Annotated in this window: 20 protein-coding genes; 13 read left to right on the forward strand and 7 right to left on the reverse strand. The window is 71.7% G+C overall.

Going from position 1 to position 21996, the window contains the following annotated elements; genetic code table 11:
* Positions 1 to 35 precede the first annotated feature (35 nt).
* The 3 genes from N538_RS0100270 to N538_RS0100280 are packed head-to-tail and all read left to right on the forward strand — an operon-like array spanning position 36 to position 3731.
* On the forward strand, positions 36 to 1163 hold the full coding sequence (locus tag N538_RS0100270; RefSeq protein ID WP_028635619.1) for a phosphotransferase family protein: 1128 nt from the start codon (positions 36 to 38) through the stop codon (positions 1161 to 1163).
* Positions 1160 to 2266, forward strand: a complete 1107-nt coding sequence (locus N538_RS0100275; protein ID WP_028635620.1) for a hypothetical protein — start codon at positions 1160 to 1162, stop codon at positions 2264 to 2266. The genes N538_RS0100270 and N538_RS0100275 overlap by 4 nt, the downstream gene beginning before the upstream one ends.
* A 25-nt stretch (positions 2267 to 2291) precedes the next feature.
* A complete protein-coding gene (locus N538_RS0100280) occupies positions 2292 to 3731 on the forward strand; it encodes an aldehyde dehydrogenase (protein ID WP_028635621.1) in 1440 nt (479 codons plus the stop codon).
* Here N538_RS0100280 and N538_RS23140 read toward each other — a convergent pair.
* The gene (locus N538_RS23140; RefSeq protein WP_036568971.1) at positions 3719 to 4495 is read right to left on the reverse strand and encodes a class I SAM-dependent methyltransferase; all 777 of its coding nucleotides are present in this window, start codon (positions 4493 to 4495) and stop codon (positions 3719 to 3721) included. The genes N538_RS0100280 and N538_RS23140 overlap by 13 nt on opposite strands.
* 43 nt (positions 4496 to 4538) lie before the next feature.
* On the opposite strand from N538_RS23140, the gene N538_RS0100290 reads away from it, so the two are divergent.
* The 4 genes from N538_RS0100290 (at position 4539) to N538_RS0100305 (ending at position 10391) form a co-directional block, all read left to right on the forward strand.
* On the forward strand, positions 4539 to 6161 hold the full coding sequence (locus tag N538_RS0100290) for a succinic semialdehyde dehydrogenase (protein ID WP_028635622.1): 1623 nt from the start codon (positions 4539 to 4541) through the stop codon (positions 6159 to 6161).
* Complete coding sequence (locus N538_RS0100295; protein WP_028635623.1) at positions 6158 to 7879, forward strand: GMC oxidoreductase; 1722 nt, start codon at positions 6158 to 6160, stop codon at positions 7877 to 7879. Before N538_RS0100290 ends, N538_RS0100295 begins: the two co-directional genes overlap by 4 nt.
* A gap of 348 nt (positions 7880 to 8227) precedes the next feature.
* Positions 8228 to 9805 (forward strand): glutamine-hydrolyzing GMP synthase, encoded by a 1578-nt coding sequence (guaA, locus tag N538_RS0100300; RefSeq protein ID WP_028635624.1) that lies wholly within the window; start codon positions 8228 to 8230, stop codon positions 9803 to 9805.
* Between the two features lie 130 nt (positions 9806 to 9935).
* Positions 9936 to 10391: an SRPBCC family protein gene (locus N538_RS0100305; protein ID WP_028635625.1), complete on the forward strand. Its 456-nt coding sequence runs from the start codon at positions 9936 to 9938 to the stop codon at positions 10389 to 10391.
* Here the strand turns inward: N538_RS0100305 and N538_RS0100310 are convergent.
* Both N538_RS0100310 and N538_RS0100315 read right to left on the reverse strand, forming a co-directional pair.
* Complete coding sequence (locus tag N538_RS0100310; RefSeq protein WP_028635626.1) at positions 10346 to 11305, reverse strand: TIGR03557 family F420-dependent LLM class oxidoreductase; 960 nt, start codon at positions 11303 to 11305, stop codon at positions 10346 to 10348. The genes N538_RS0100305 and N538_RS0100310 overlap by 46 nt on opposite strands.
* Positions 11306 to 11308: 3 nt before the next feature.
* Positions 11309 to 11536, reverse strand: coding sequence for a DUF7218 family protein (locus N538_RS0100315; protein ID WP_028635627.1), 228 nt, complete (start codon positions 11534 to 11536; stop codon positions 11309 to 11311).
* Between the two features lie 29 nt (positions 11537 to 11565).
* Between N538_RS0100315 and N538_RS0100320 the strand changes: the two genes are divergently transcribed.
* The gene (locus tag N538_RS0100320; RefSeq protein ID WP_036568972.1) at positions 11566 to 12072 is read left to right on the forward strand and encodes a hypothetical protein; all 507 of its coding nucleotides are present in this window, start codon (positions 11566 to 11568) and stop codon (positions 12070 to 12072) included.
* A 10-nt stretch (positions 12073 to 12082) separates the two neighbouring features.
* Entirely contained in the window at positions 12083 to 12562 is a 480-nt protein-coding gene (locus N538_RS0100325) for a DUF421 domain-containing protein (protein WP_028635629.1), read from the forward strand.
* Positions 12563 to 12580: 18 nt separating this feature from the next.
* Here N538_RS0100325 and N538_RS0100330 read toward each other — a convergent pair whose 3' ends face one another.
* Positions 12581 to 13447, reverse strand: a complete 867-nt coding sequence (locus N538_RS0100330; protein WP_028635630.1) for a TIGR03619 family F420-dependent LLM class oxidoreductase — start codon at positions 13445 to 13447, stop codon at positions 12581 to 12583.
* A gap of 61 nt (positions 13448 to 13508) precedes the next feature.
* Between N538_RS0100330 and N538_RS0100335 the strand changes: the two genes are divergently transcribed.
* Positions 13509 to 14303 carry a UdgX family uracil-DNA binding protein gene (locus N538_RS0100335; protein ID WP_081790187.1) on the forward strand — a complete coding sequence of 265 codons (795 nt, stop codon included), beginning with the start codon at positions 13509 to 13511 and terminating at the stop codon, positions 14301 to 14303.
* Here N538_RS0100335 and N538_RS28820 read toward each other — a convergent pair whose 3' ends face one another.
* On the reverse strand, positions 14304 to 14450 hold the full coding sequence (locus tag N538_RS28820; RefSeq protein ID WP_197025192.1) for a GPGG-motif small membrane protein: 147 nt from the start codon (positions 14448 to 14450) through the stop codon (positions 14304 to 14306). It abuts the gene before it with no gap.
* A 54-nt stretch (positions 14451 to 14504) separates the two neighbouring features.
* Positions 14505 to 14939: a DUF5709 domain-containing protein gene (locus N538_RS0100345; RefSeq protein ID WP_028635632.1), complete on the reverse strand. Its 435-nt coding sequence runs from the start codon at positions 14937 to 14939 to the stop codon at positions 14505 to 14507.
* Between the two features lie 90 nt (positions 14940 to 15029).
* Here N538_RS0100345 and N538_RS0100350 point away from each other — a divergent pair, with 90 nt between their 5' ends.
* Genes N538_RS0100350 through N538_RS23145 form a run of 3 tightly spaced genes read left to right on the forward strand, consistent with a single transcriptional unit; the run spans position 15030 to position 19462 of the window.
* Entirely contained in the window at positions 15030 to 17372 is a 2343-nt protein-coding gene (locus tag N538_RS0100350; RefSeq protein WP_028635633.1) for a phosphoketolase family protein, read from the forward strand.
* A gap of 1 nt (position 17373) precedes the next feature.
* A complete protein-coding gene (locus N538_RS0100355; protein WP_028635634.1) occupies positions 17374 to 18390 on the forward strand; it encodes an acetate/propionate family kinase in 1017 nt (338 codons plus the stop codon).
* Between the two features lie 10 nt (positions 18391 to 18400).
* A complete protein-coding gene (locus N538_RS23145) occupies positions 18401 to 19462 on the forward strand; it encodes a substrate-binding domain-containing protein (RefSeq protein WP_051548514.1) in 1062 nt (353 codons plus the stop codon).
* On the opposite strand, the gene N538_RS0100365 is transcribed toward N538_RS23145, so the two are convergent.
* Complete coding sequence (locus N538_RS0100365; RefSeq protein ID WP_028635635.1) at positions 19459 to 21996, reverse strand: bifunctional FO biosynthesis protein CofGH; 2538 nt, start codon at positions 21994 to 21996, stop codon at positions 19459 to 19461. The two genes, N538_RS23145 and N538_RS0100365, sit on opposite strands and share 4 nt — an antisense overlap.

A 21996-nucleotide genomic window follows, 5' to 3' on the forward strand; every position in this document is an offset into this window, starting at 1 on the left:
GAGACCCACGTCACAGCGTCACCTCAGGAGGGAACGTGACCCAGGCGCCCCCGCCGGCCGACATGAAGATGCAGCGCTCGAGCAGGGATCCGAGCACGTTGCCGACCCGGCTGGCCGACTGGCTGGCCACGCTCCTCCCGGACGGCGCCGACCCGGTGGTCACGCTGCACAGCGGCGTCGACGCCAACGGCATGTCCTCGGAGACGATCATCCTCGACGCGGACTGGACCGAGGGCGGCGTGCCCAGGCACGGGGAGTACGTCGCCCGCGTGGCGCCCGCCGCCGAGGACCTGCCGGTCTTCCCGAACTACGCGCTCCAGGACCAGTACGACGCCATCCGGCTGGTCGGCGAGCTGACCGGCGTGCCGGTGCCGGCGGTCCGCTGGATGGAGCCGACCGGTGAGGTGCTGGGCACGCCGTTCTTCCTGATGGACCGCATCGAGGGCGTCGTGCCGCAGGACGTGCTGCCGTACAACTTCGGCGACAACTGGCTCCACGACGCGAGCCCGGAGGACCAGAAGCGGCTGCAGGACAACAGCGTCGCCGTCCTCGCGGAGCTGCACGGCATCCCGGACGCCCAGCAGACCTTCGGGTTCCTCGCGCCGCACCACGACGGCGCGACCATGCTCGCGCGCAACGTCGCGCGCACCCGCGCCTGGTACGACTTCGCCGTCCCCGACATCGGCCGCAGCCCGACGGTCGAGCGCGCGCTGGCCTGGCTGGAGGCGAACCTCCCGGCCACCGACGAGGCCGTGCTGTGCTGGGGCGACTCGCGGATCGGCAACGTCATGTACCGCGACTTCGAGCCGGTCGCGGTGCTCGACTGGGAGATGGCCGCCATCGGGCCGCGCGAGCTCGACGTGTCGTGGATCGTCTTCGCCCACCAGGTGTTCGAGGCGATCACCGGGATGCTGGAGATGCCGGGCATGGCGCACTTCCTCCGCGAGGAGGACGTGAAGGCGGAGTACGAGCGGGTCGCGGGAGTCGAGCTCGGGGACCTGCACTGGTACCACGTCTACAACGGCGTGCAGTGGGCGATCGTCTTCATGCGCACCGGCGCCCGGCAGATCCACTTCGGCGAGGTCGAGCGGCCCGACGACATCGAGAGCCTGTTCCACCACAAGCCGCTGCTGGACCGACTGCTCGCGGAGGCCGGCGCATGAGCGACATCATCCCGCTCGACGAGTTCCCCCTGCACCAGGCGCCGCTGCCGCTGGCGTACGCCGACAGCAGCGACCGGAACTTCTACGACCGCTGGTACTTCAACGCCCACGACCGCACCGGCGACATCATGCTGATCACCGGCATGGGCTACTACCCCAACCTCGGCACCAAGGACGCGTTCGTCCTCGTGGCCCGCAACGGCAAGCAGACCGCCGTCCACCTCTCGGACCTGATGGACCAGGACCGGATGAACCCGCGGGTCGGCAACTACCGGATCGAGGTGCCCGACCCGCTGCGCCAGGTCCGCGTCGTCCTCGAGGAGACCGACGGCCTGGCGCTCGACCTCACCTGGGAGGGCACCTGCGAGGTGGTGCAGGAGCAGCCGCACGTGATGCGCAGCGGCAGCCGGGTGACCCTCGACGCCCAGCGCTTCGCGCAGCTCGGCGCGTGGAGCGGCACGATCGTCCTCGACGGCGAGGAGATCGCCGTCGACCCGGACGTCTGGCTCGGCAGCCGCGACCGCTCCTGGGGCATCCGCCCGGTCGGCGAGCCCGAGCCGCCGGGCGCGCCCGCGGACCCGCCGTTCGAGGGCATGTGGTGGCTCTACGTCCCGGTCCAGTTCGAGGAGTACGCCGTCGTCGTGATCATCCAGGAGGGCCCGGACGGCTACCGGACGCTCAACGACTGCACGCGGGTCTGGAACGACGGGCGCGTCGAGCAGCTCGGCTGGCCGGTCATCGACGTCCACTATCGGTCCGGCACCCGGACCCCGACCGGCGCGACCATCCGGTGCGCGACACCGGAGGGCAAGCCGGTCGTGATGGAGGTCGAGTCACGGCTCGCCGTACCCCTGCACGTCGGCGGCGGGTACGGCGGCGACCCGGACTGGATCCACGGCACCTGGAAGGGCGAGCGCTTCGCGGAACGGGTCACCTACGACATGGCCGACGACGCCGTCCAGGGCCGCTTCATGTTCGGCTGCGTCGACCACGTCGGCCGGGCCACGATCGACGGCCAGGAGGGCTTCGGCCTCTTCGAGCACTTCTGCATCGGCCGGCACGACCCGTCCGGCTTCACCGACTTCTTCACGCTCGCCCCGTAAACCCAGTCAGCAAACAGGAGACACCATGACCCTCGACCGCGACGCCTTCTTCATCGACGGCGACTGGGCGGCCCCCGTCACCGGCGACCTCATCGAGGTCGTCTCGCCCCACACCGAGCAGGTCGTCGCGACGGTCCCGGAGGGCAGCGCCGCCGACATCGACGCCGCGGTCGCCGCCGCCCGCCGTGCCTTCGACTCCGGCCCGTGGCCGCGGATGAGCCCCGAGGAGCGGATCGAGGTCGTCCAGGCCTTCTCGAACCTGTACGCCGGCCGGATGGGTGAGATGGCCGAGCTGATCTCCACCGAGATGGGCGCGCCGCTGTCCTTCTCCAACCTCGCGCAGGCGCCGGCCCCGTGGATGCAGATCGAGGCGTTCCTCAGCATCGCCCGCGCGTACCCGTGGGAGGAGACCCGGGCGGGGTCGCTCGGCGAGGTCATCGTCCGGCGCGAGCCGGTCGGCGTGGTCGCGGCGATCCCGCCGTGGAACGTCCCGCAGTTCACGATCATGTCCAAGCTGGTCCCGGCGCTGCTCGCCGGTTGCACGATCGTGGTCAAGCCGGCGCCGGAGACCCCGCTCGACACCTACCTGATGGCCGAGCTGCTCCAGGAGGCCGGCGTGCCGGCCGGCGTCGTCAACATCGTGGCCGCGGGCCGCGAGGTCGGCGAGCACCTGGTCTCGCACCCGGGCGTCGACAAGGTCGCGTTCACCGGCTCCACCGCCGCCGGCCGCAAGATCGCCGCGGTCTGCGGCCAGCAGCTCAAGCGGGTCTCGCTCGAGCTGGGCGGCAAGTCCGCCGCGATCGTGCTCGACGACGCCGACCTGGCCGCCACCATGGAGGGCCTGAAGTTCACCGCGCTGATGAACTCCGGCCAGGCCTGCGTGGCGCAGACGCGCATCCTCGCGTCCCGCTCGAACTACTCGACGGTCGTGGACGCGCTGGCCGAGGCCGTCTCCGGCATGCAGGTCGGAGACCCGCTCGACCCGGCCACCGAGATCGGCCCGATGGTCGCGCAGCGGCAGCAGGAGCGCGTCGAGAAGTACATCGCGCTGGGCCAGGAGGAGGGCGCCCGCGTGGTCATCGGCGGCAACGGCATGCCCGAGGGCCTCTCGTCCGGCTGGTACGTCCGGCCGACGATCTTCGCGGACGTCGACAACGGCATGCGGATCGCGCAGGAGGAGATCTTCGGGCCGGTCCTCTCGGTCATCCCCTTCGACGACGTGGACGACGCGATCCGGATCGCCAACGACTCGGAGTACGGCCTGGCCGGCACCGTGTGGACCGGCGACGTCGAGAGCGGCCTGGACGTGGCCCGGCGGGTCCGCACCGGCACGTACGGCGTGAACACCTACACGATGGACTTCGCCGCGCCCTTCGGCGGCTTCAAGAACTCCGGCATCGGCCGCGAGTTCGGCCCCGAGGGCCTCAGCCACTACACCGAGGTGAAGTCGATCTACAAGCCGTAGACCCGTTCGTAGACCCTTTCGTAGACGAGGTGGGTCAGTGCTGCCACCTGCCGGTACGGGTCCACCCCGCTGACCGCCAGCTCGGCGGCGACCCGCTCGTCGATGTCGTCGCCGGGCGGCGCGTCGCCGGGCAGGTGGTCGCTGAAGACCCGCACGCCCCACCAGTGGGTACGCCGGAGGCCGCGTGCCCCGCATGCCTCGTCGAGCTGCTGCGGGGTGTGCGCCCGGGCCGGCAGCCCGAGCCGGTTGGTGTAGCCGGAGGCCGACAGCGCCGGTCCGACCGCGGCCCAGTCGCCGAGGAGGCCGGGCCGCATCGCGAGCGCCAGGCCGTTGCGCACCAGCAGGCTGAGCCGGCCGCCGGGCGCCAGCGCCCCCACCAGCGCGTCCAGCATCGCGTCGTCGTCGTCGAGGTACATCAGGACTCCGTGGCAGAGCACCACGTCGAACTCGCCCAGCGAGGCCGCCGTCTCACCGGCGCCCTCGACGAGCGTCACGCGCCGTCGTACCTCGTCGGGCTCGTCCTGCAGCGCGCCGCGGAACCGGTCGAGCAGCTCGGGGGAGAGGTCCAGGCCCGTCACGGTGTGCCCGAGCCGGGCCAGCCGGAGCGCCTGGGTGCCCTGGCCGCAGCCGACGTCGAGCACGGCGGACGGCGGCCTCACGACCGTGTCGAGCTGGGTCGCGACCAGCGCCTGGCGCACGGCGTCGCGCAGCCGTCCGAGCTGGCGTGCCCACTGGTCCGTGCCCGCCTCGAACCTGTTCTCCACGAGACCCTCCCTCAGCAAACCTACCCGGAGGTAGCCTGACCCCATGAGCGCCCAGAACCCCGCCTCGCCCGGTGGCCCGGTGGTCGAAGGTCCGCACGACCCCGAGCACGACCCGCGAGCGTCGTACGCGCTCGAGCCCGAGTACACCGCAGCGCTGACCCGGCGCCTGGTCGCCACGTCGGGAACGACGGCGGAGGTTCGGTCGCCGCTCGACGACGCGCCGCTGGCGCACGTCCCGCAGAGCACCGAGGGCGACGTCGCCGACGCGTTCGCGCGGGCCCGGAAGGCGCAGCTCGCCTGGTCGCGCACCCGGCTCGACGAGCGGGCCGCCGCGCTGCTGCGGCTGCACGACCTGATCCTGGAGCGCCAGGAGGAGATCATCGACCTGATCGTGCTGGAGTCCGGCAAGGCGCGGAAGCACGCCTTCGACGAGCCCCTCCACGTCGCGCTGACCGCGCGCTACTACGGCCGGACGGCGCACCAGCACCTCGACAGCGAGCGCAAGAGCGGCGTCGTGCCCGGGCTGACCCGGGTCGAGGTCAACCGGGTCCCCAAGGGCGTCGTCGGCATCATCTCGCCCTGGAACTACCCGTTCACGATGGCGCTCTGCGACGGCCTCCCAGCACTGCTCGCCGGCAACGCCGTGGTCGCCAAGCCCGATGCCCAGACCATGCTGTCCGCGCTGCTCGCGGCCGAGCTGCTCGAGCAGGCCGGCTTCCCGAAGGACCTCTGGCAGGTCGTGGCGGGTCCCGGTCCGGAGATCGGCGGTGCCATCGTCGCGCGAGCCGACTACGTCTGCTTCACCGGCTCCACGGCGACCGGCCGGCTCATCGCGAAGGGCTGCGCCGAGCGGCTGATCGGCTGCTCGCTCGAGCTCGGCGGCAAGAACCCGCTCCTCGTGCTCCGCGACGCCGACCTCGAGAAGGCCGCCGAGGGCGCGGTGCGCGCGTCGTTCTCCAACTCCGGCCAGCTCTGCGTCTCGATGGAGCGGATCTTCGTCGCCGACCAGGTGTACGACCGGTTCGTCGAGAGGTTCGTGGCCCGCACCCAGGCGATGACGCTCGGGGCGACCATGGACTGGGGCAACGACATGGGCCCGCTGATCTCCCAGCAGCAGCTCGACACCGTCACCGCGCACGTGGAGGACGCGGTCGCCAAGGGCGCCCGGGTGCTCACCGGCGGCAAGGCCCGCCCCGACCTCGGCCCGTACTTCTTCGAGCCGACCATCCTCGAGGGCGTCACGCCGGACATGACCTGCTTCGGCAAGGAGACGTTCGGGCCGGTCGTGTCGCTCTACCGGTTCCAGGACGAGGCGGACGCGGTCGCCCGTGCGAACGACGGGCAGTACGGCCTCAACGCCTCGATCTACAGCCAGGACGGCGACCGGGCCCGCGCGATCGCCCGCTTCATCAAGTGCGGGACCGTGAACATCAACGAGGCCTTCGCGGCCACGTTCGCCAGCCTCGACGCGCCGATGGGCGGCATGCGCGAGTCCGGCATGGGCCGCCGGCAGGGCAGCGAGGGCATCCTGCGCTACACCGAGACCCAGTCGGTCGCGACCCAGCGGCTGATCCGCTTCTCGCCGCAGTTCGGCATGTCCGACGAGACGTACGCCAAGGTGATGACCGCCAACCTCCGCCTGATGAAGAAGCTGGGCCGGGCGTGACGGCTGGGCGGTTCGACTACGACGTCCTGGTCGTCGGGTCGGGCTTCGGGGGCTCGGTCACGGCCCTGCGACTCACCGAGAAGGGCTACCGGGTCGGCGTACTGGAGGCCGGGGCGCGGTTCGAGGACGACGACCTCCCCGAGACGTCGTTCGAGGTCACCAAGTACCTCTTCAGGCCCGAGGTCGGCTGCTACGGCGTCCAGCGGATCGACGCGCTCAGGGACTGCCTGATCGTCTCCGGCGCCGGGGTCGGCGGCGGGTCGCTGGTCTACGCGAACACGCTCTACGAGCCGCTGCCCGCGTTCTACGCCGACCCGCAGTGGAGCCACATCACCGACTGGCGCGACGAGCTGGCGCCGTACTACGACCAGGCCAAGCGGATGCTCGGCGTGGTGGAGAACCCGCTCCGCACCCCCTCCGACGACGTGATGGAGAAGGTCGCGACCGAGATGGGGGTCGGCGACACGTTCCACCCGACCCCGGTCGGGGTCTTCTTCGGCGGCCCGGGCGCCGGCATGGGCCAGGAGGTCGACGACCCGTTCTTCGGCGGCGCCGGCCCCGCTCGGCGTACCTGCACCGCCTGCGGCTCGTGCATGACCGGCTGCCGCCACAACGCCAAGAACACCCTGGTCAAGAACTACCTCTACCTCGCCGAGCAGAACGGCGCCCGGATCCTGCCGCTGACCACGGTCACCCGGGTGCGCCCGCGCTCGGGCGGCGGGTACGACGTGCACGTGCGGTACACGAAGGCGAAGGTCGACCGCAGGATCGGGCGGCGGGTCCTCACGGCCGAGCAGGTCGTCTTCGCGGCGTCCGCGCTCGGCACCCAGCGGCTGCTGCACCGGATGCGCGACGAGGGCCACCTGCCCCGGATCTCGCAGCGGCTCGGCTTCCTGTCACGCACCAACTCCGAGTCGATCGGCGGCTCGATCGCGCCGGACCTCAGCATCGACTACAGCCAGGGCATCGCGATCACCTCGAGCTTCCACCCCGACGCCAACACCCACGTGGAGCCGGTGCGGTACGGCCCCGGCAGCAACCTGATGTCGCTGCTCCAGTCGGTGCTGACCGACGGGGACGGCGACCAGCCGCGGTGGCGGACCTGGCTCCGGGAGATGTGGCGGCAGCGCCGCGAGGTCGCGAACCTCTACGACATGAAGCACTGGTCCGAGCGGACCGTGATCGCGCTGGTGATGCAGAGCCTCGACAACTCGATCACCACCTACACGAAGCGGATCCCGGGCACCCGCAGGCGCTACCTGACCTCCAAGCAGGGCCACGGCGTCCCCAACCCGACCTGGATCCCCGCCGGCAACGAGGCGATCCGGACCATGGCCGAGATCATGGGCGGCTTCCCGGGCAGCGCCGTCGGCGACGCGTTCAACAAGCCGCTGACCGCGCACTTCCTGGGTGGCTGCGCCATCGGCGACTCGCCCGAGACCGGTGTGGTGGACCCCTACCAGCGCGTGTACGGCCACCCCGGCCTGCACGTCGCCGACGGCTCGGCGGTGACCGCCAACCTGGGCGTGAACCCGTCGCTCACGATCACCGCCCAGGCGGAGCGGGCGATGTCGTTCTGGCCGAACAAGGGGCACACCGACCTCCGCCCCGACCTGGGCGCGCCGTACCGCCGGATCTCCCCGGTCAGCCCGCTCGCCCCGGTGGTGCCCGAGGACGCTCCGGGCGCCCTCCGGCTGCCCATCGTCGGCGTCAGCTGAGGTTCCGTCGGAAACCGTCGAAAAAACTCTTCGAAGAGGGTGTCCGACCCCGTAACCGCCGTCTGGACGCGTCGTTGAGAGGTCGGACCCGGTCAATACGCTCCCTCCCACCGCCGGGTCCCATGTCCAGGCTCTGTCCAGCAGATGCGTGGACGATCAGGGCCCGGCCATCCCTCCCTCCCCGGCCGGGCCCTGATGCGTTTCGCCAGTCGGGCGCGCGGAGCGCGTCCGGCGTCGGCGAAACGGGTCGAGTGGGCGCGATCCCCTGAGCGAAGCGACGGGATCGACCGCCGTATCGAGACACCAGTCGATGGCGAGAGCGAGCGGCGACCTCGCTAGGCTCAGCGCATGACGCAGGCGGCGGAGCACGATCTGGTCCTGGTGGTCGACTTCGGGGCCCAGTACGCCCAGCTGATCGCCCGGCGCGTCCGCGAGGCGCGGGTGTACTCCGAGATCGTCCCGCACACCACGCCGGTGGCCGAGATGCTGGCCCGCAGGCCGAAGGCGATCGTGCTCTCCGGCGGCCCGTCGTCGGTCTACGAGGAGGGCGCGCCCGCCATCGACCAGGCGTTGTTCACGTCCGGTACGCCCGTGTTCGGCATGTGCTACGGCTTCCAGCTGATGGCCCGCGGCCTCGGCGGCGAGGTCGCCCACACCGGCGCCCGCGAGTACGGCCGCACCTCGGTCAGCGTGTCCAGCGAGGGCACCCTGCTCGCCGACGTACCCGCCGAGCACACCGTGTGGATGTCGCACGGCGACTCCGTGGTCGCGGCACCGGCCGGCTTCGACGTGCTCGCGTCGACCGACAAGACCCCGGTGGCGGCGTTCGAGGACGTCGGTCGCGGGCTCGCCGGGGTGCAGTGGCACCCCGAGGTGCTGCACACCGAGCACGGCCAGAAGGTGCTGGAGCACTTCCTGGTCCAGATCGCGCACTGCCGCCAGACCTGGACCATGGTCAACATCGTCGAGGAGCAGATCGAGAAGATCCGCGAGCAGATCGGCGAGCGCGGCCAGGCCATCTGCGGCCTCTCCGGCGGGGTCGACTCCGCGGTCGCCGCGGCCATCGTCCAGCGCGCGATCGGCGACCGGCTGACCTGCGTGTACGTCGACCACGGCCTGATGCGCCAGGGCGAGTCGGAGCAGGTCGAGCGGGACTTCGTGGCCGCGACCGGCGCCGACCTCAAGGTCGTGGACGCGGAGAAGCAGTTCCTCGACGCGCTCGCCGGCGTCTCCGACCCCGAGGAGAAGCGCAAGATCATCGGTCGCGAGTTCATCCGGGTCTTCGAGGCCGCCGAGGCCGAGGTGCTGGGCGAGGCCGCGGCGGCCGGGGACAAGGTCGCGTTCCTCGTGCAGGGCACGCTCTACCCCGACGTCGTCGAGTCCGGCGGGGGAGCCGGCACCTCGAACATCAAGTCGCACCACAACGTGGGTGGCCTGCCTGACGACCTCGAGTTCGAGCTCGTCGAGCCGCTGCGCACGCTGTTCAAGGACGAGGTCCGCCTGGTCGGCGAGCAGCTCGGCCTGCCCCCCGAGATCGTGTGGCGCCAGCCGTTCCCCGGGCCCGGCCTCGGGATCCGGATCATCGGCGAGGTCACCCGCGAGCGCCTCGACATCCTCCGCGAGGCCGACGCGATCGCCCGCGAGGAGCTGACCCGCGCCGGCCTGGACCGCGACATCTGGCAGTTCCCGGTCGTGCTGCTCGCCGACGTCCGCAGCGTCGGCGTCCAGGGCGACCACCGCACCTACGGACACCCCGTCGTGCTCCGCCCGGTCACCTCCGAGGACGCGATGACCGCCGACTGGGCGCGGCTGTCGTACGACGTCCTGGAGCGGATCTCGACCCGGATCACCAACGAGGTGCGCGAGATCAACCGGGTCACCGTGGACATCACCTCGAAGCCGCCTGGCACCATCGAGTGGGAGTGACGCAGGTCTCTTCGGGAAATTGCGCGAAAAGCGGGACTTCACCCGTTCGGGTGGTTACAGTGGTACTCGAACCGCTGGGGACCCGAGACCCCGGCGGTTCTTCTATTTCCGGGATGGGTACTGCGCGGGCATGTCGACCAACACCCGCCTCATCCATGCCACGCCCGAGCAGGTGTGGGACGTCCTCTCCGATGGCTGGCTCTACCCGCTCTGGGTGGTGGGAGCCACGCGGATGCGCGACGTCGACGACCGCTGGCCCGAGGTCGGCTCGCGGCTGCACCACTCGGTCGGGACCTGGCCGCTGGTGATCGACGACTCCACCGAGGTGGTCGAGTCGGTCCCCGGACTGCGGCTCGTGATCCACGCGAAGGCCTGGCCGACCGGGACCGCCGGGGTCACGATCCGCCTCGAGGCGGTCGGCACGGAGACCGAGGTGACGATCGAGGAGGACGCCGCGCGCGGCCCGGTGCGGCTGATTCCCAAGCCGCTGCGCGACCTCCCCCTGAAGTGGCGGAACACCGAGTCGCTGCGCCGGCTCGCCTACATCGCGGAGCGGCGCAGCGCGGGCAGCACCTCGCTGGCGTAGAACTCGAAGAACGGCTCCTGGTCGGGACCGATCTGGCCGACGTAGAGCTCGTCGAACCCGGCCTCGGCGTACGCGCGTAGCTTCTCCACGTGCTCGTCGGGGTCCGGGCCGCACGGGACGGTCCCGCCGATCATCTCCGGCGTGACGAGTTCCGCCGCCTGCTCGAAGTGCGCCGGGCTGGGGAGCACCTGGGCCAGCTCGCCCGGGATCCCCGTGTTCGGCCAGAGGTGGTGGGCGAGCGCCTGCGCCTTCTCCCGGTCGGGGCCGAAGCAGGCCTTGGCGCCGGCCATCGCGGGCCCCCGGCCGCCCTGGTCCCGGTACGACGCCAGTCCCTCGGCGTCCGGCTGCGCGGTGACGAACCCGTCGCCGATCCGCGCCGCCAGCTCGATCGCGGCCGGGCCGAAGGCGGACACCGGGATCTCGACCGGTCGGTCGGGCAGCGTGTAGATCCGCGCGTCCTCGACGGTGTAGTGCCGCCCGTGGTGGGTGACCCGCTCGCCGGTGAGCAGCCGGCGGATCACCTCCACCGCCTCCCCCAGCATCTCGAGGCGCACGTCGGCGGTCGGCCACCGCGAGCCGGTCACGTGCTCGTTGAGCGCCTCGCCGGAGCCGACGCCGAGCCGGAATCCGCCTGCGCACATCCGGGCGCTGGTCGCGGCGGCTTGGGCGATCACCGCGGGGTGGATCCGCACGGTAGGGCACGTGACGGCCGTCGTCACCGGCAGGTCGCAGACCTGGGCGACGGCCCCGATCACGCTCCAGACGAACGGGCTCTGCCCCTGCTGGGTGTTCCACGGGTGGTAGTGGTCGGAGATCCACAGGCCCTCGAAGCCCGCGTCGGCGGCCAGCCTCGCCTGCCGGACCAGCTCCTCGGGCGGATGCTCCTCGCAGGAGAGGAAGTAGCCGATCCTCACCGGTCAGCTCTTCTTCTTCGCCGCCGCCTTGCCGCCCTTGCGGCCGGCCTCCTTCTTCTGGGCGGTAGTGCCGCCCTGGCTGCTGTCGCCGCCCTTCCCGGACTGCTGGCCCCCGTGCTTGGAGGAGTCCTTCGCGTTCGCGATCTTCGCCGCGCGCTGCTTGGACATGCCCTTGTCCTTGAGGGCCTCGTACTGCTTCTCGTTCTTGATGTTGCTGGACTTGTTCGGCATGCCACTGGGTACCCGTGTCCCGAGCGACCATGCAGACCATCGAGAACCTGGAGACCCGCGCCCAGGGCGCGGCCGCGATCTGGAGCAGGCGGGGATTCCTCGTGCTGCTCCTCGTCTTCGTGCTCGCCGGCGCGGCCGGGCTGCTCGGCGTGCGCACCGCCACGGACTCGGCCGCGGGCGACGGCTGGACCCTGGAGCTCGACCACGCGACGACGGCCCGCGCCGGGCTCGACGTTCCGTGGCAGGTCACCGTCACGCACCCGGGCGGGTTCGGCAAGGACCTGACCCTGGCGGTCACCGGCGACTACTTCGACATCTTCGAGACCCAGGGGTTCCACCCCGACCCGTCGGACTCGACCCGGGACGGGGACACGCTGTACCTGACGTTCGCCGCGCCGCCGGGCGACACGTTCGTGGTCGCGTACGACGCCTACATCCAGCCCGCCAGCCAGGTCGGCCGCGGCGGCTCGGTGAGCGTGATGACCGACGGACGGCGGGTCGCCACCGTGGACTTCGAGACGACGTTGCTGCCATGAGGGGACCGGCATGGAGATCGTGATCCGGGCTCTGGTGATCTTCCTGTTCCTGTGGCTGGTGACCCGGGCGGTCGGCCGCTCCACCCTCGGCGAGCTGAGCACCTTCGAGCTGCTCCTCTACGTCACGATGGGCGACCTCGTGCAGCAGGCCGTCACCCAGCAGGACTACTCGGTGACCGGCGGGATGCTGGCGGTGAGCACGTTCGCGTTGCTGACCGTCGGGCTGTCCTGGCTGCAGTGGCGCTTCCCGCGGTTCCGTCCGGTGCTCACCGGGCGGCCGGTCCTGGTCTTCGCCGACGGGCGACCGCTGGAGGACGGGATGCGCCGCGAACGGCTCTCGATGGCCGACCTGCTGGTCGCGGCCCGCGAGCAGGGCATCCGTAGCACCTCGGAGATCGAGTACGCCGTCCTGGAGGCGGACGGCCGGATCTCGTTCTTCACCCACGACGCCGACCAGGAGGGCGCTCCGGAGCGTCCCCCTGCTGGATGAGCGGACGAGCGGGGCAGGCTAGGAGCCGAGGGGCACGAGCACGTCCGCCGCGAACCGCGCCAGCCCGTCGAGCTTCTGCTCCAGCGTGCAGTCCAGCCCGTGGTACATCGCCCACGGCATCGTCCAGCAGTCGGTGACGCCGCCGGCCGTCGCGCGCGCGAAGTGCTCGGGGAGGAACGCGTCGCTGAGCGCGGCGACCACCGAGAAGTCGCCCTCGGCGCCGATCTGGCGGCGTACCTCCGCCAGCCGCGCGGCGTGCGCGATGGCCTCGTCGGTCGTGTAGATGTCGCCGACCCAGCCGTCGTGACGCGCCGCCCGGCGGAACGCGACCTCGGACAGCCCGCCGACGAGGACCGGGATCCGCTCGGTGGGCGTGGGCTCCATGACCAGCCGGGGTGCCGAGTAGAACTCGCCCTCGAACTCGGTCCACCCCGGCTCCCAGAGCTCGGCCATCAGCGCGAGCGCCTCGTCGGTGCGCTTCCCGCGGGTCGAGAAGTCCTGGCCGAGCAGCTCGAACTCCTCGCGGCACCAGCCGATCCCGACGCCGAGGCCGACCCGGTTGCCGGACAGCACCGCGGCGGTCCCGACGCTCTTCGCGACCTGGAAGGGGTTGCGGATCGCGGGTACGTACACGGAGGTGAAGAACCGCAGCCGGGTGGTGACCGCGGCCAGTGCGCCGACCAGGACCCATGGGTCGGGCCAGGCCGCGTCGTGGCCCCACCGGCGGCCGCCGTCGGCGGTGTAGGGGTACGGCGTCTCGAGCTCCTCGAGGTCGACGACGTGGTCCGGCACCGCCATCGAGTGGTAGCCCAGCTCGTCCGCCGCACGGGCCAGGGCGGGCAGGTGGTCGACCGGCTGGAACGCCGTGCTGATCGAGAAGCGCACGGACCCAGCCTAGCCGGAGAACTAGAACGTGTTCTATGAAAAATCACCCGAAAGGATAAGGATGGCAGTGCCCCCGGGGGGTACCTTCACGAGTGCGACGGGACCGCGCGGCTCACGCAGGCGTGCGGGTCCCGTCGCCCATGCCGGGCGAGGGCGAGGGCAGGAGCGGGTCCGGGTCATGGTCCGCCGGGCACCCGGGTACCCCGCCGTCATGTCCGAGGAACGACCTGGCGCAGCCGAGTGGGTGCCGGAGCGGCTGAGCCTGACGGCGCTGCGCGAGGCGGTCCAGGACTGCCGCGGCTGCGAGCTGTACCGGGACGCGACCCAGGGCGTGATGGGCGCCGGACGGCGTACCGCCCGCCTGATGGTGCTCGGGGAGCAGCCCGGGGACCACGAGGACCAGGAGGGCGAGCCGTTCGTGGGGCCCGCGGGGAAGGTGCTGGACCGGGCGCTCGCCGACGCCGGCATCGATCCCGACGACGTGTTCCGGACCAACGTCGTGAAGCACTTCCGCTGGTCGGGCACGCGCGGCAAGCAGCGGCTGCACAAGTCGCCCAGCAGGGCGCAGGTGGCCGCGTGCGCGCCCTGGCTGGCGGCCGAGCTGCAGCTGATCCGCCCGACCGGCGTCGTGCTGCTCGGGGGTACCGCCGGGAAGGCGGTCTACGGGTCGTCGTTCACGGTCGGCGACACCCGCGGCCGGCTGGCGACGTGGCCGGACGACTTCGTGGTGGGCCGGCCTCCGGCCTGGGTGCTGGCGACCACGCACCCCTCGGCGGTGCTCCGCGCAGACGACCGCCAGGCGGCGTACGAGGATCTCGTGGCCGACCTGGCGGTCGCTGCGCGTGAGTTGGGCTAGCTACTTGTGGAAGATGCTGTAGCCGCCGGGACCGACGGCGAAGCCGACGATGATCAGCACGATGCCCCACAGCCAGGCGCCCTTGAACAGCTGGACGATGCCGGCGATCACGAGGATCACGGCGATGATCCACAGCAGGAATGCCATGTGTTGGTACCTCCCTCTCGGATTCGGAGGAGAGTTACCCGTTCGGGTGGGGTTCTACTCGTCGGGGAAGTCCTCGACGATGTGCACGGCGGCCTCCTCGGCGGACGCGCCCGCGCCGTCGATGCCGACGTCGTCGCCCACCAGGTCCTTCTCGGTGTCCTCGCCGAGGCCCTCGTCGGAGTCGACCAGCCGCCCGGCGCGGCGGTCACCGACCTCACCGTCGTCCACGAAGTCGTCGTCGACCTCGGCGTACGGGTCCACGTCGGGCTCCTCCTGCGCGACCCGCTGGTCGATCCCCTCGCGGTGCTCCTCCTCCCAGGGCGTGTTGCCGTAGCCCTGGCCGGCGGAGTACTTCTCCGGTGGGGAGTAGCCGCGGTCGAGCTCGTCCTCGACGTCCCCGTCCGGGATGTCCTCCAGGTTCGAGGGCTGGTCCTCGTCGTCGACGCTGTAGTCGCCGTAGATCTCCTGGTCGCCGTCTCCGTGACTCATGGGGACACGCTAGCGCTCGGGACCAACGTCGCGTCGCCTCGCCCGAAACGACCCATTGCGCCGAGCGCCGCAGCACGGAACCGTGGGGTCATGGATCCGGAGTTCGTGACCCTCGACCGCTGGTGGCGCGCCGCCAACTACCTCTCCGTCGGCCAGATCTACCTGATGGCCAACCCACTGCTGCGCGAGCCGCTGGTCGCCGAGCACGTGAAGCCCCGGCTGCTGGGCCACTGGGGGACCACTCCCGGGCTCAACTTCGTGTACGCGCACCTGAACCGCGCGATCATGGCGCGCGACCAGCAGATGATCTTCATCACCGGCCCCGGCCACGGCGGACCGGGCGTGGTCGCGTCGTCGTACCTCGAGGGCACGTACTCCGAGATCTACCCGGAGGTCGGTCTCGACGAGCGCGGCCTGGGCCGGCTGTTCACGCAGTTCTCGTTCCCGGGCGGCATCCCCAGCCACGCGGCGCCCGAGACGCCCGGGTCCATCCACGAGGGCGGTGAGCTCGGCTACGCCCTCTCGCACGCGTACGGCGCCGCGTTCGACAACCCCGACCTCGTGGTGGCCGCCGTGGTCGGCGACGGCGAGGCCGAGACCGGGCCGCTGGCGACCAGCTGGCACTCCACCAAGTTCGTCGACCCGCGCCGCGACGGCGCCGTGCTGCCGATCCTGCACCTCAACGGCTACAAGATCGCCAACCCGACGGTCCTCGCCCGGATCCCCGAGGAGGAGCTGGTCTCGCTGCTGCGCGGGTACGGCCACACGCCGTACGTCGTCTCCGGATCGGACCCGGCCCAGATGCACGCGGACTTCGCCGGCACCCTGGACCGCTGCCTCGACGAGATCGCGGACATCCAGGGACAGGCCCGGTCCGCGTCGGCCGCCGTACCTCGACGGCCCTGGCCGATGATCGTGCTCCGCTCGCCCAAGGGCTGGACAGGCCCCAAGGAGGTGGACGGCAAGAAGGTGGAGGGCTACTGGCGCTCGCACCAGGTGCCGTTCGCGAACGCCCGCTCCGACGACGCGCACCGCGAGGTGCTCGAGGAGTGGATGCGCAGCTACGACCCGGAGTCGCTGTTCGACGAGGCCGGGGCACCCGCGCCCGACATCGCCGCCCTGCACCCCGAGGGCGACCTGCGGATGAGCGCGTCGCCGCACGCGAACGGCGGCCTGCTGCTGAAGCCGCTGCGGATGCCGGACTTCCGCGACTACGCCGTCGAGGTGGCCCGGCCCGGCACCGGCGCCGTGGAGTCGACCCGCGTGATGGGCACGTTCCTGCGCGACGTGATGGCGCGCAACATGGACAACTTCCGGATGTTCGCGCCGGACGAGAACTCCTCGAACCGGCTCCAGGACGTCATGGACGTCACCGACCGGACCTGGAACGCCGAGATCCTCGACTACGACGACCACCTGTCCCCGGACGGACGGATCATGGAGATCCTCTCCGAGCACACCTGCCAGGGCTGGCTGGAGGGCTACCTGCTCACCGGACGGCACGGGCTGTTCTCGTGCTACGAGGCGTTCATCCACCTCGTCGACTCGATGTTCAACCAGCACGCGAAGTGGCTCGAGAGCACCCGGCGGATCGAGTGGCGGCGGCCGGTGGCGTCCCTCAACTACCTGCTCACGTCCCACGTCTGGCGCCAGGACCACAACGGCTTCTCCCACCAGGACCCCGGCTTCATCGACCACGTCGTGAACAAGAAGGCCAACGTCGTCCGCGTCTACCTCCCGCCGGACGCGAACACGCTGCTCTCGGTCACCGACCACTGCCTGCGCAGCAAGCAGTACGTGAACGTCGTGGTCGCGGGCAAGCAGCCGGCGCTGCAGTACCTCTCGATGGACGACGCGATCGTCCACTGCACCAAGGGCGTCGGCATCTGGGAGTGGGCGTCGAACGACAGCGACACCGGTCCGGACGTCGTGATGGCGTGCGCCGGCGACGTGCCCACCATGGAGACGCTGGCCGCGGTGTCGCTGCTCCGGGAGCACGTGCCGGACCTGCGGGTCCGGGTCGTGAACGTCGTCGACCTGATGCGGCTGCAGCCCGCCAGCGAGCACCCGCACGGGCTGTCCGACGCGGACTTCGACGCGCTGTTCACGGCGGACCGCCCGGTGATCTTCGCCTACCACGGCTACCCGTGGCTGATCCACCGGCTGACCTACCGCCGCACCAACCACGAGAACATCCACGTGCGCGGCTACGTCGAGGAGGGGACCACCACCACGCCGTTCGACATGGCCGTGATGAACGGGATCGACCGCTTCGACCTGGCCATCGACGTGATCGACCGGGTGCCGCGGCTGGCCGCGACGTCGGGTGCGGCGCGCGAGATGCTCAAGGACTCGCTGATCCGGCACCGGCAGTACGTCCGCACCTACGGCGAGGACCTGGCCGAGGTCCGGGACTGGGAGTGGACCTCCTGACGTGCGCGTCCTGGTCGTGAACCCCGGGTCGAGCAGCCTGAAGACCTCGCTCCTCGACGACGGGCAGCTGGTCGAGCACGCGGAGGGTCCGTACGACGCGATCGGCGTCCGGTTCGTGCACGGCGGCCCGGACCACACCGCGCCGGTGCTCGTCGACGAGGGCGTGCTGGACGCGCTCGAGGAGGTCTCGGACCTGGCGCCGCTGCACAACCCGCCGGCGCTGCGGGCGGCTCGCGACCTGCTCGCCCAGCACGCCGGCGTGCCGGTCGTCGCCTGCTTCGACACGACCTTCCACGCGACGATCCCGGCCGCGGCCTCGACGTACGCCCTGCCCCGGGAGTGGAACGAGCGCTGGCGGCTGCGCCGGTACGGCTTCCACGGCCTCTCCCACGCGTGGGCGTCGCGGCGCGCCGCGGAGCTCGTCGGGCGGCGGCCCGAGGACCTGCGGATGGTGACCTGCCACCTCGGGGGCGGCGCGTCGCTCTGCGCGGTGCGCGCGGGGCGGTCGGTCGACACGACGATGGGGTTCACGCCGCTCGAGGGCCTCGTGATGCAGACCCGGAGCGGCTCGGTGGACCCCGGGCTGATGCTGCACCTGATGCGACGCGAGGGCGTCTCGGCCGACGAGCTCTACGACGTGCTCGACCGGGAGTCCGGGCTCAAGGGCCTGTCGGGCACCTCCGGCGACTTCCAGGAGGTACGTCGGGCCCGCGAGGCGGGTGACCCCGCGGCGGAGCTGGCGTTCGAGGTGTACGTGCACCGGCTGGTCCGCGAGGCGGGCGGGATGGCCGCGGCCGCCGGCGGGCTGGACGTGCTGGTGTTCACCGGCGGGATCGGCGAGCACGCACCCGAGCTGCGGTCGGCGGTCGCGGGCGGGCTCGCCCACCTCGGCGTCCGCATCGACGAGGAGCGCAACCGCGCGGCCGAGGGCGACGCGCTGCTGGGTGAGGGCGTCGCCGTGGTCGAGGCCCGAGAGGATCTGGAGATCGAGCGGCAGGTGCGGTCCTTCCTGGCCTAGCCTGCTCCTCGTGCTCCCACGCCTGGCCGTCGCCGCCGCGCTCGTGCTCGGACTGGCCGGCTGCAGCGGCGACGGGCCTGCCGAGCCCGCTCCCACGCCCACCTCGGCGACGCCGGCCACCGCCGAGCCGAGCGGCACGATCGCGCTCCTGATGCCGGGCCCGCCCGCGATGCGCAGCGAGGCGTTCGACAGGCGCAGCTTCTCCGAGGCAGTGGCGGAGCGGTGCCCCGACTGCCGGGTCGTCTCCTACGACGCCCGGGGCGACGCGGCCCGGCAGTCCGAGCAGCTGGCCGGCGCGACCGACGCGGGCGCGCGGGTGCTCGTGATCGACGCGGTCGAGCCGCTCACCGTGGTCAACCAGCTCAGCGCGGCACAGGAGCTCGGCGTGAAGGTCGTCGGCTACGACACCCTGCTCGAGGACCTCGACTACTACGTCGCCTACGACCGCGAGCAGGCCGGCGAGCAGCAGGCGCACGCACTGCTGAAGGCGGCGGGCGGCTCGGGCGACCTGGTGATGCTCAACGGCTCGCCGGCCGACGCCGGTGCGGTCCAGGTCAAGGGCGCGGCGCACCAGGTCCTCGACGCGAGCCGAGCGACGGTGGTGGGCGAGTACGACGCCCTGCCGGACCGGCCGAAGGCCACGCACACCTGGCTCTCGACGATCCTGACCTTCTTCCCGCCCAGCACGCTCGCGGGCCTGTACGCCGCCGACGACGCGCTCGCCGGTACCGCGATCCACGCGCTCGGCGGGGCCGACCTGCCGGTGACCGGTGCGGGCGCGACGCTCGCGGGCGTGCGGCGGCTGGTGAGCGGGCGCCAGCTGATGACGGTGTACCGCCCGGTCGACCCCGCGGCCACCACCACCGCGAGGATCGCGGTGGCGGCGCTGACGGGCGGCGACCCGGGCCAGCCCACGAGGACGCTCGACGGCGTGCCGACGTACCTCCTGGACCCCGTACCCGTGACGCTCGAGAACCTCGCCGACACCGTGGTCGCGGACGGCTACTGGACCGTCGAGGAGATCTGCACCAGGCGGCTGCGGGCCGCGTGCGACGACGCGGGACTGCGCTAGCGGCGAGCGTAGGTCGTGGTGCGCTCGACCACCGGCCGGCCGATGCCGGCCCCGATGTCGACGAGCTCCTCGACGGTCTTGGCGGACCCGTGCTCGGAGCCGGCCATCCGCGAGATGGTCTCCTCCATCAGGGTGCCGCCGACGTCGTTGGCCCCGGCCCGCAGCATCGCGCGGGTGCCGTCGACGCCGAGCTTCACCCAGGACGTCTGGATGTTCGGGATCCGGCCGTGCAGCAGGATGCGGGCCATCGCGTGCACCGCGAGGTTGTCGCGGAGCGTCGGCCCGGGGCGGGCGACGCCGGCGAGGTAGATCGGCGCGCTGGTGTGCACGAACGGCAGCGGCACGAACTCCGTGAAGCCGTGGGTCTCGTCCTGGATCCGGCTCAGGACCCGGAGGTGGTTGACCCAGTGGCGCGGGTTGTCGACGTGGCCGTACATCATCGTGGAGGTCGTCGGGATGCCGACCCGGTGAGCGGTGGAGACGACCTCGATCCAGGTCCGGGTGGGGAGCTTGCCCTTGGTGAGCACCCAGCGGACCTCGTCGTCGAGGATCTCCGCGGCGGTGCCGGGCAGCGAGCCGAGTCCGGCTTCGCGCGCCTTGATCAGGAAGTCCTCGATCGAGAGGCCGGTGCGCGCCGTACCGTTCACGACCTCCATCGGGCTGAACGCGTGCACGTGCATGCCCGGGACCCGCTGCTTCACCGCGGTGACCAGGTCGAAGTACGCCGAGGCCGGCAGCTCCGGGTCGATCCCGCCCTGCATGCACACCTCGGTCGCGCCGAGGTCCCAGGCCTCCTGGGCGCGGTCCGCGACCTCGTCCATCGAGAGCGAGTAGGCGTCCGCGTCGCTGCGCCGCTGCGCGAACGCGCAGAACCGGCAGCCGACGTAGCAGACGTTGGTGAAGTTGATGTTCCGGTTGACGACGTAGGTCACCTCGTCGCCGACGGTCTCGCGGCGGAGGTCGTCGGCGAGTCGGCAGACCTGCTCCAGCAGCGCACCTTCCGCGGTCATCAGCGTCAGCGCGTGCTCGTCGGAGAGGTTGCCCGGGTCACGCTCCGCCGCCCGGAGGGCGTCCATCCCGACGGTCTCGGTGCGTCCACCGACTCCACTCTCGATGGTCGAGTAGCGAGCGTCAGCGAGCGTATCGAGACCCTCGGCCGCCTCCTTGACCGAGTCCCAGTCGCCGTACACGTTCGCGAAGTCAGAGCGGCGGTCCTCGGTGCGGCCCTCGGTGTCGACGGCCGCGAACAGGTCGGTGCGCCCGATGCTCGCGAACCCGCCGTCCGGCTCCTGCCAGGGCAGCCCGCTCGGACGTACGCCGGGCTTCGCCAGCCCCTCGTCGGTGGCGAGCGCGGCGACGTGGGCGGAGATGCGCGGGTCCAGCCAGGGCTCGCCGGCGCGGACGTACTCGGGGTGGACCGTGAGCCGCGCCTGGAGGTCGAAGCCGCACTGCGCGGTGATGTCCCGGAGGCGGTCCAGCGACGGCCACGGGCGCTCGGGGTTCACGTGGTCGGGGGTGAGCGGCGAGACGCCGCCCCAGTCGTCCACCCCGGCCTCCAGCAGGGCCCGGCACTCGGCGAGGTCGACGAGGTTCGGGGGCGCCTGCACGCGTGCCTTCGGTCCGAGGACGAGCCGGGTGACCGCGATCGCTGCGCGGTACTCGTCCAGGCCCAGGTCGTCGGCGTGCCGCATCGCGGTGTCGGGCTTGGCCCGGAAGTTCTGGACGATGACCTCCTGCACCGCGCCGTACGCCTTCATGGTCGCGCGGAGCGCGAAGATCGTCTCCGCGCGCTCGGTGAGGGTCTCGCCGATGCCGACCAGCAGGCCGGTGGTGAACGGGATGGACAGCCGGCCGGCGTCCTCCAGGACCCGGAGCCGGACGCCAGGGTCCTTGTCGGGTGAGCCGTGGTGCGCCTCGCCCTTGGTCTCGAACAGCCGCCGCGAGGTGGTCTCCAGCATCATGCCCATCGAGGGGGTGACCGGCTTGAGCCGGTTCATCTCCTCCCACGACATGACACCGGGGTTGAGGTGCGGCAGCAGCCCGGTCTCCTCGAGCACCCGCACCGCCATCGCGCGGACGTAGGCCAGCGTCGAGTCGTAGCCCTGCTCGTCGAGCCATGCCTGTGCCTCGGGCCAGCGATCCTCGGGCCGGTCGCCGAGGGTGAACAGCGCCTCCAGGCAGCCGAGCTCCGCTCCCTCGGCCGCGATCGCGAGGATCTCGTCGGGGGAGAGGTACGGCGCCCGCCCGTCGCGGACCGCCTGGCCGGGTGTCTCGACGAACGTGCAGTAGTGGCACCGGTCGCGGCACAGCTTCGTGACCGGGATGAAGACCTTCGGCGAGTACGTCACGACGCCCGGCCGGCCGGCGGCGTCCAGTCCGGCGTCGCGCACCCGGGCCGCGACCACGGTGAGCCGGTCCAGGTCGTTCCCGGACGCCGCGAGCAGGGCGGCCGCCTCGACGACGTCGAGGGCGGCGCCCCGCTCGGCCCGGGCCAGCGCCCGGCGTACCTGCTGAGGGGTGGGCTGGTCGCTCAC

The organism is Nocardioides sp. URHA0032, from assembly GCF_000620645.1.
In the GTDB taxonomy this organism is placed as follows: domain Bacteria; phylum Actinomycetota; class Actinomycetes; order Propionibacteriales; family Nocardioidaceae; genus Nocardioides.

Excerpts from the sequence above, each read along its gene's own strand:
- N538_RS0100280 (WP_028635621.1), top strand. The coding sequence starts at position 2,292 with ATGACCCTCGACCGCGACGCCTTCTTCATCGACGGCGACTGGGCGGCC.
- N538_RS0100315 (WP_028635627.1), bottom strand. The coding sequence starts at position 11,536 with ATGCCGAACAAGTCCAGCAACATCAAGAACGAGAAGCAGTACGAGGCC.
- N538_RS28820 (WP_197025192.1), bottom strand. The coding sequence starts at position 14,450 with ATGGCATTCCTGCTGTGGATCATCGCCGTGATCCTCGTGATCGCCGGC.
- N538_RS0100350 (WP_028635633.1), top strand. The coding sequence starts at position 15,030 with ATGGATCCGGAGTTCGTGACCCTCGACCGCTGGTGGCGCGCCGCCAAC.
- N538_RS0100320 (WP_036568972.1), top strand. The coding sequence starts at position 11,566 with ATGCAGACCATCGAGAACCTGGAGACCCGCGCCCAGGGCGCGGCCGCG.
- guaA (WP_028635624.1), top strand. The coding sequence starts at position 8,228 with ATGACGCAGGCGGCGGAGCACGATCTGGTCCTGGTGGTCGACTTCGGG.
- N538_RS0100345 (WP_028635632.1), bottom strand. The coding sequence starts at position 14,939 with ATGAGTCACGGAGACGGCGACCAGGAGATCTACGGCGACTACAGCGTC.
- N538_RS0100335 (WP_081790187.1), top strand. The coding sequence starts at position 13,509 with ATGGCAGTGCCCCCGGGGGGTACCTTCACGAGTGCGACGGGACCGCGC.
- N538_RS0100305 (WP_028635625.1), top strand. The coding sequence starts at position 9,936 with ATGTCGACCAACACCCGCCTCATCCATGCCACGCCCGAGCAGGTGTGG.
- N538_RS0100325 (WP_028635629.1), top strand. The coding sequence starts at position 12,083 with ATGGAGATCGTGATCCGGGCTCTGGTGATCTTCCTGTTCCTGTGGCTG.
- N538_RS0100290 (WP_028635622.1), top strand. The coding sequence starts at position 4,539 with ATGAGCGCCCAGAACCCCGCCTCGCCCGGTGGCCCGGTGGTCGAAGGT.
- N538_RS0100275 (WP_028635620.1), top strand. The coding sequence starts at position 1,160 with ATGAGCGACATCATCCCGCTCGACGAGTTCCCCCTGCACCAGGCGCCG.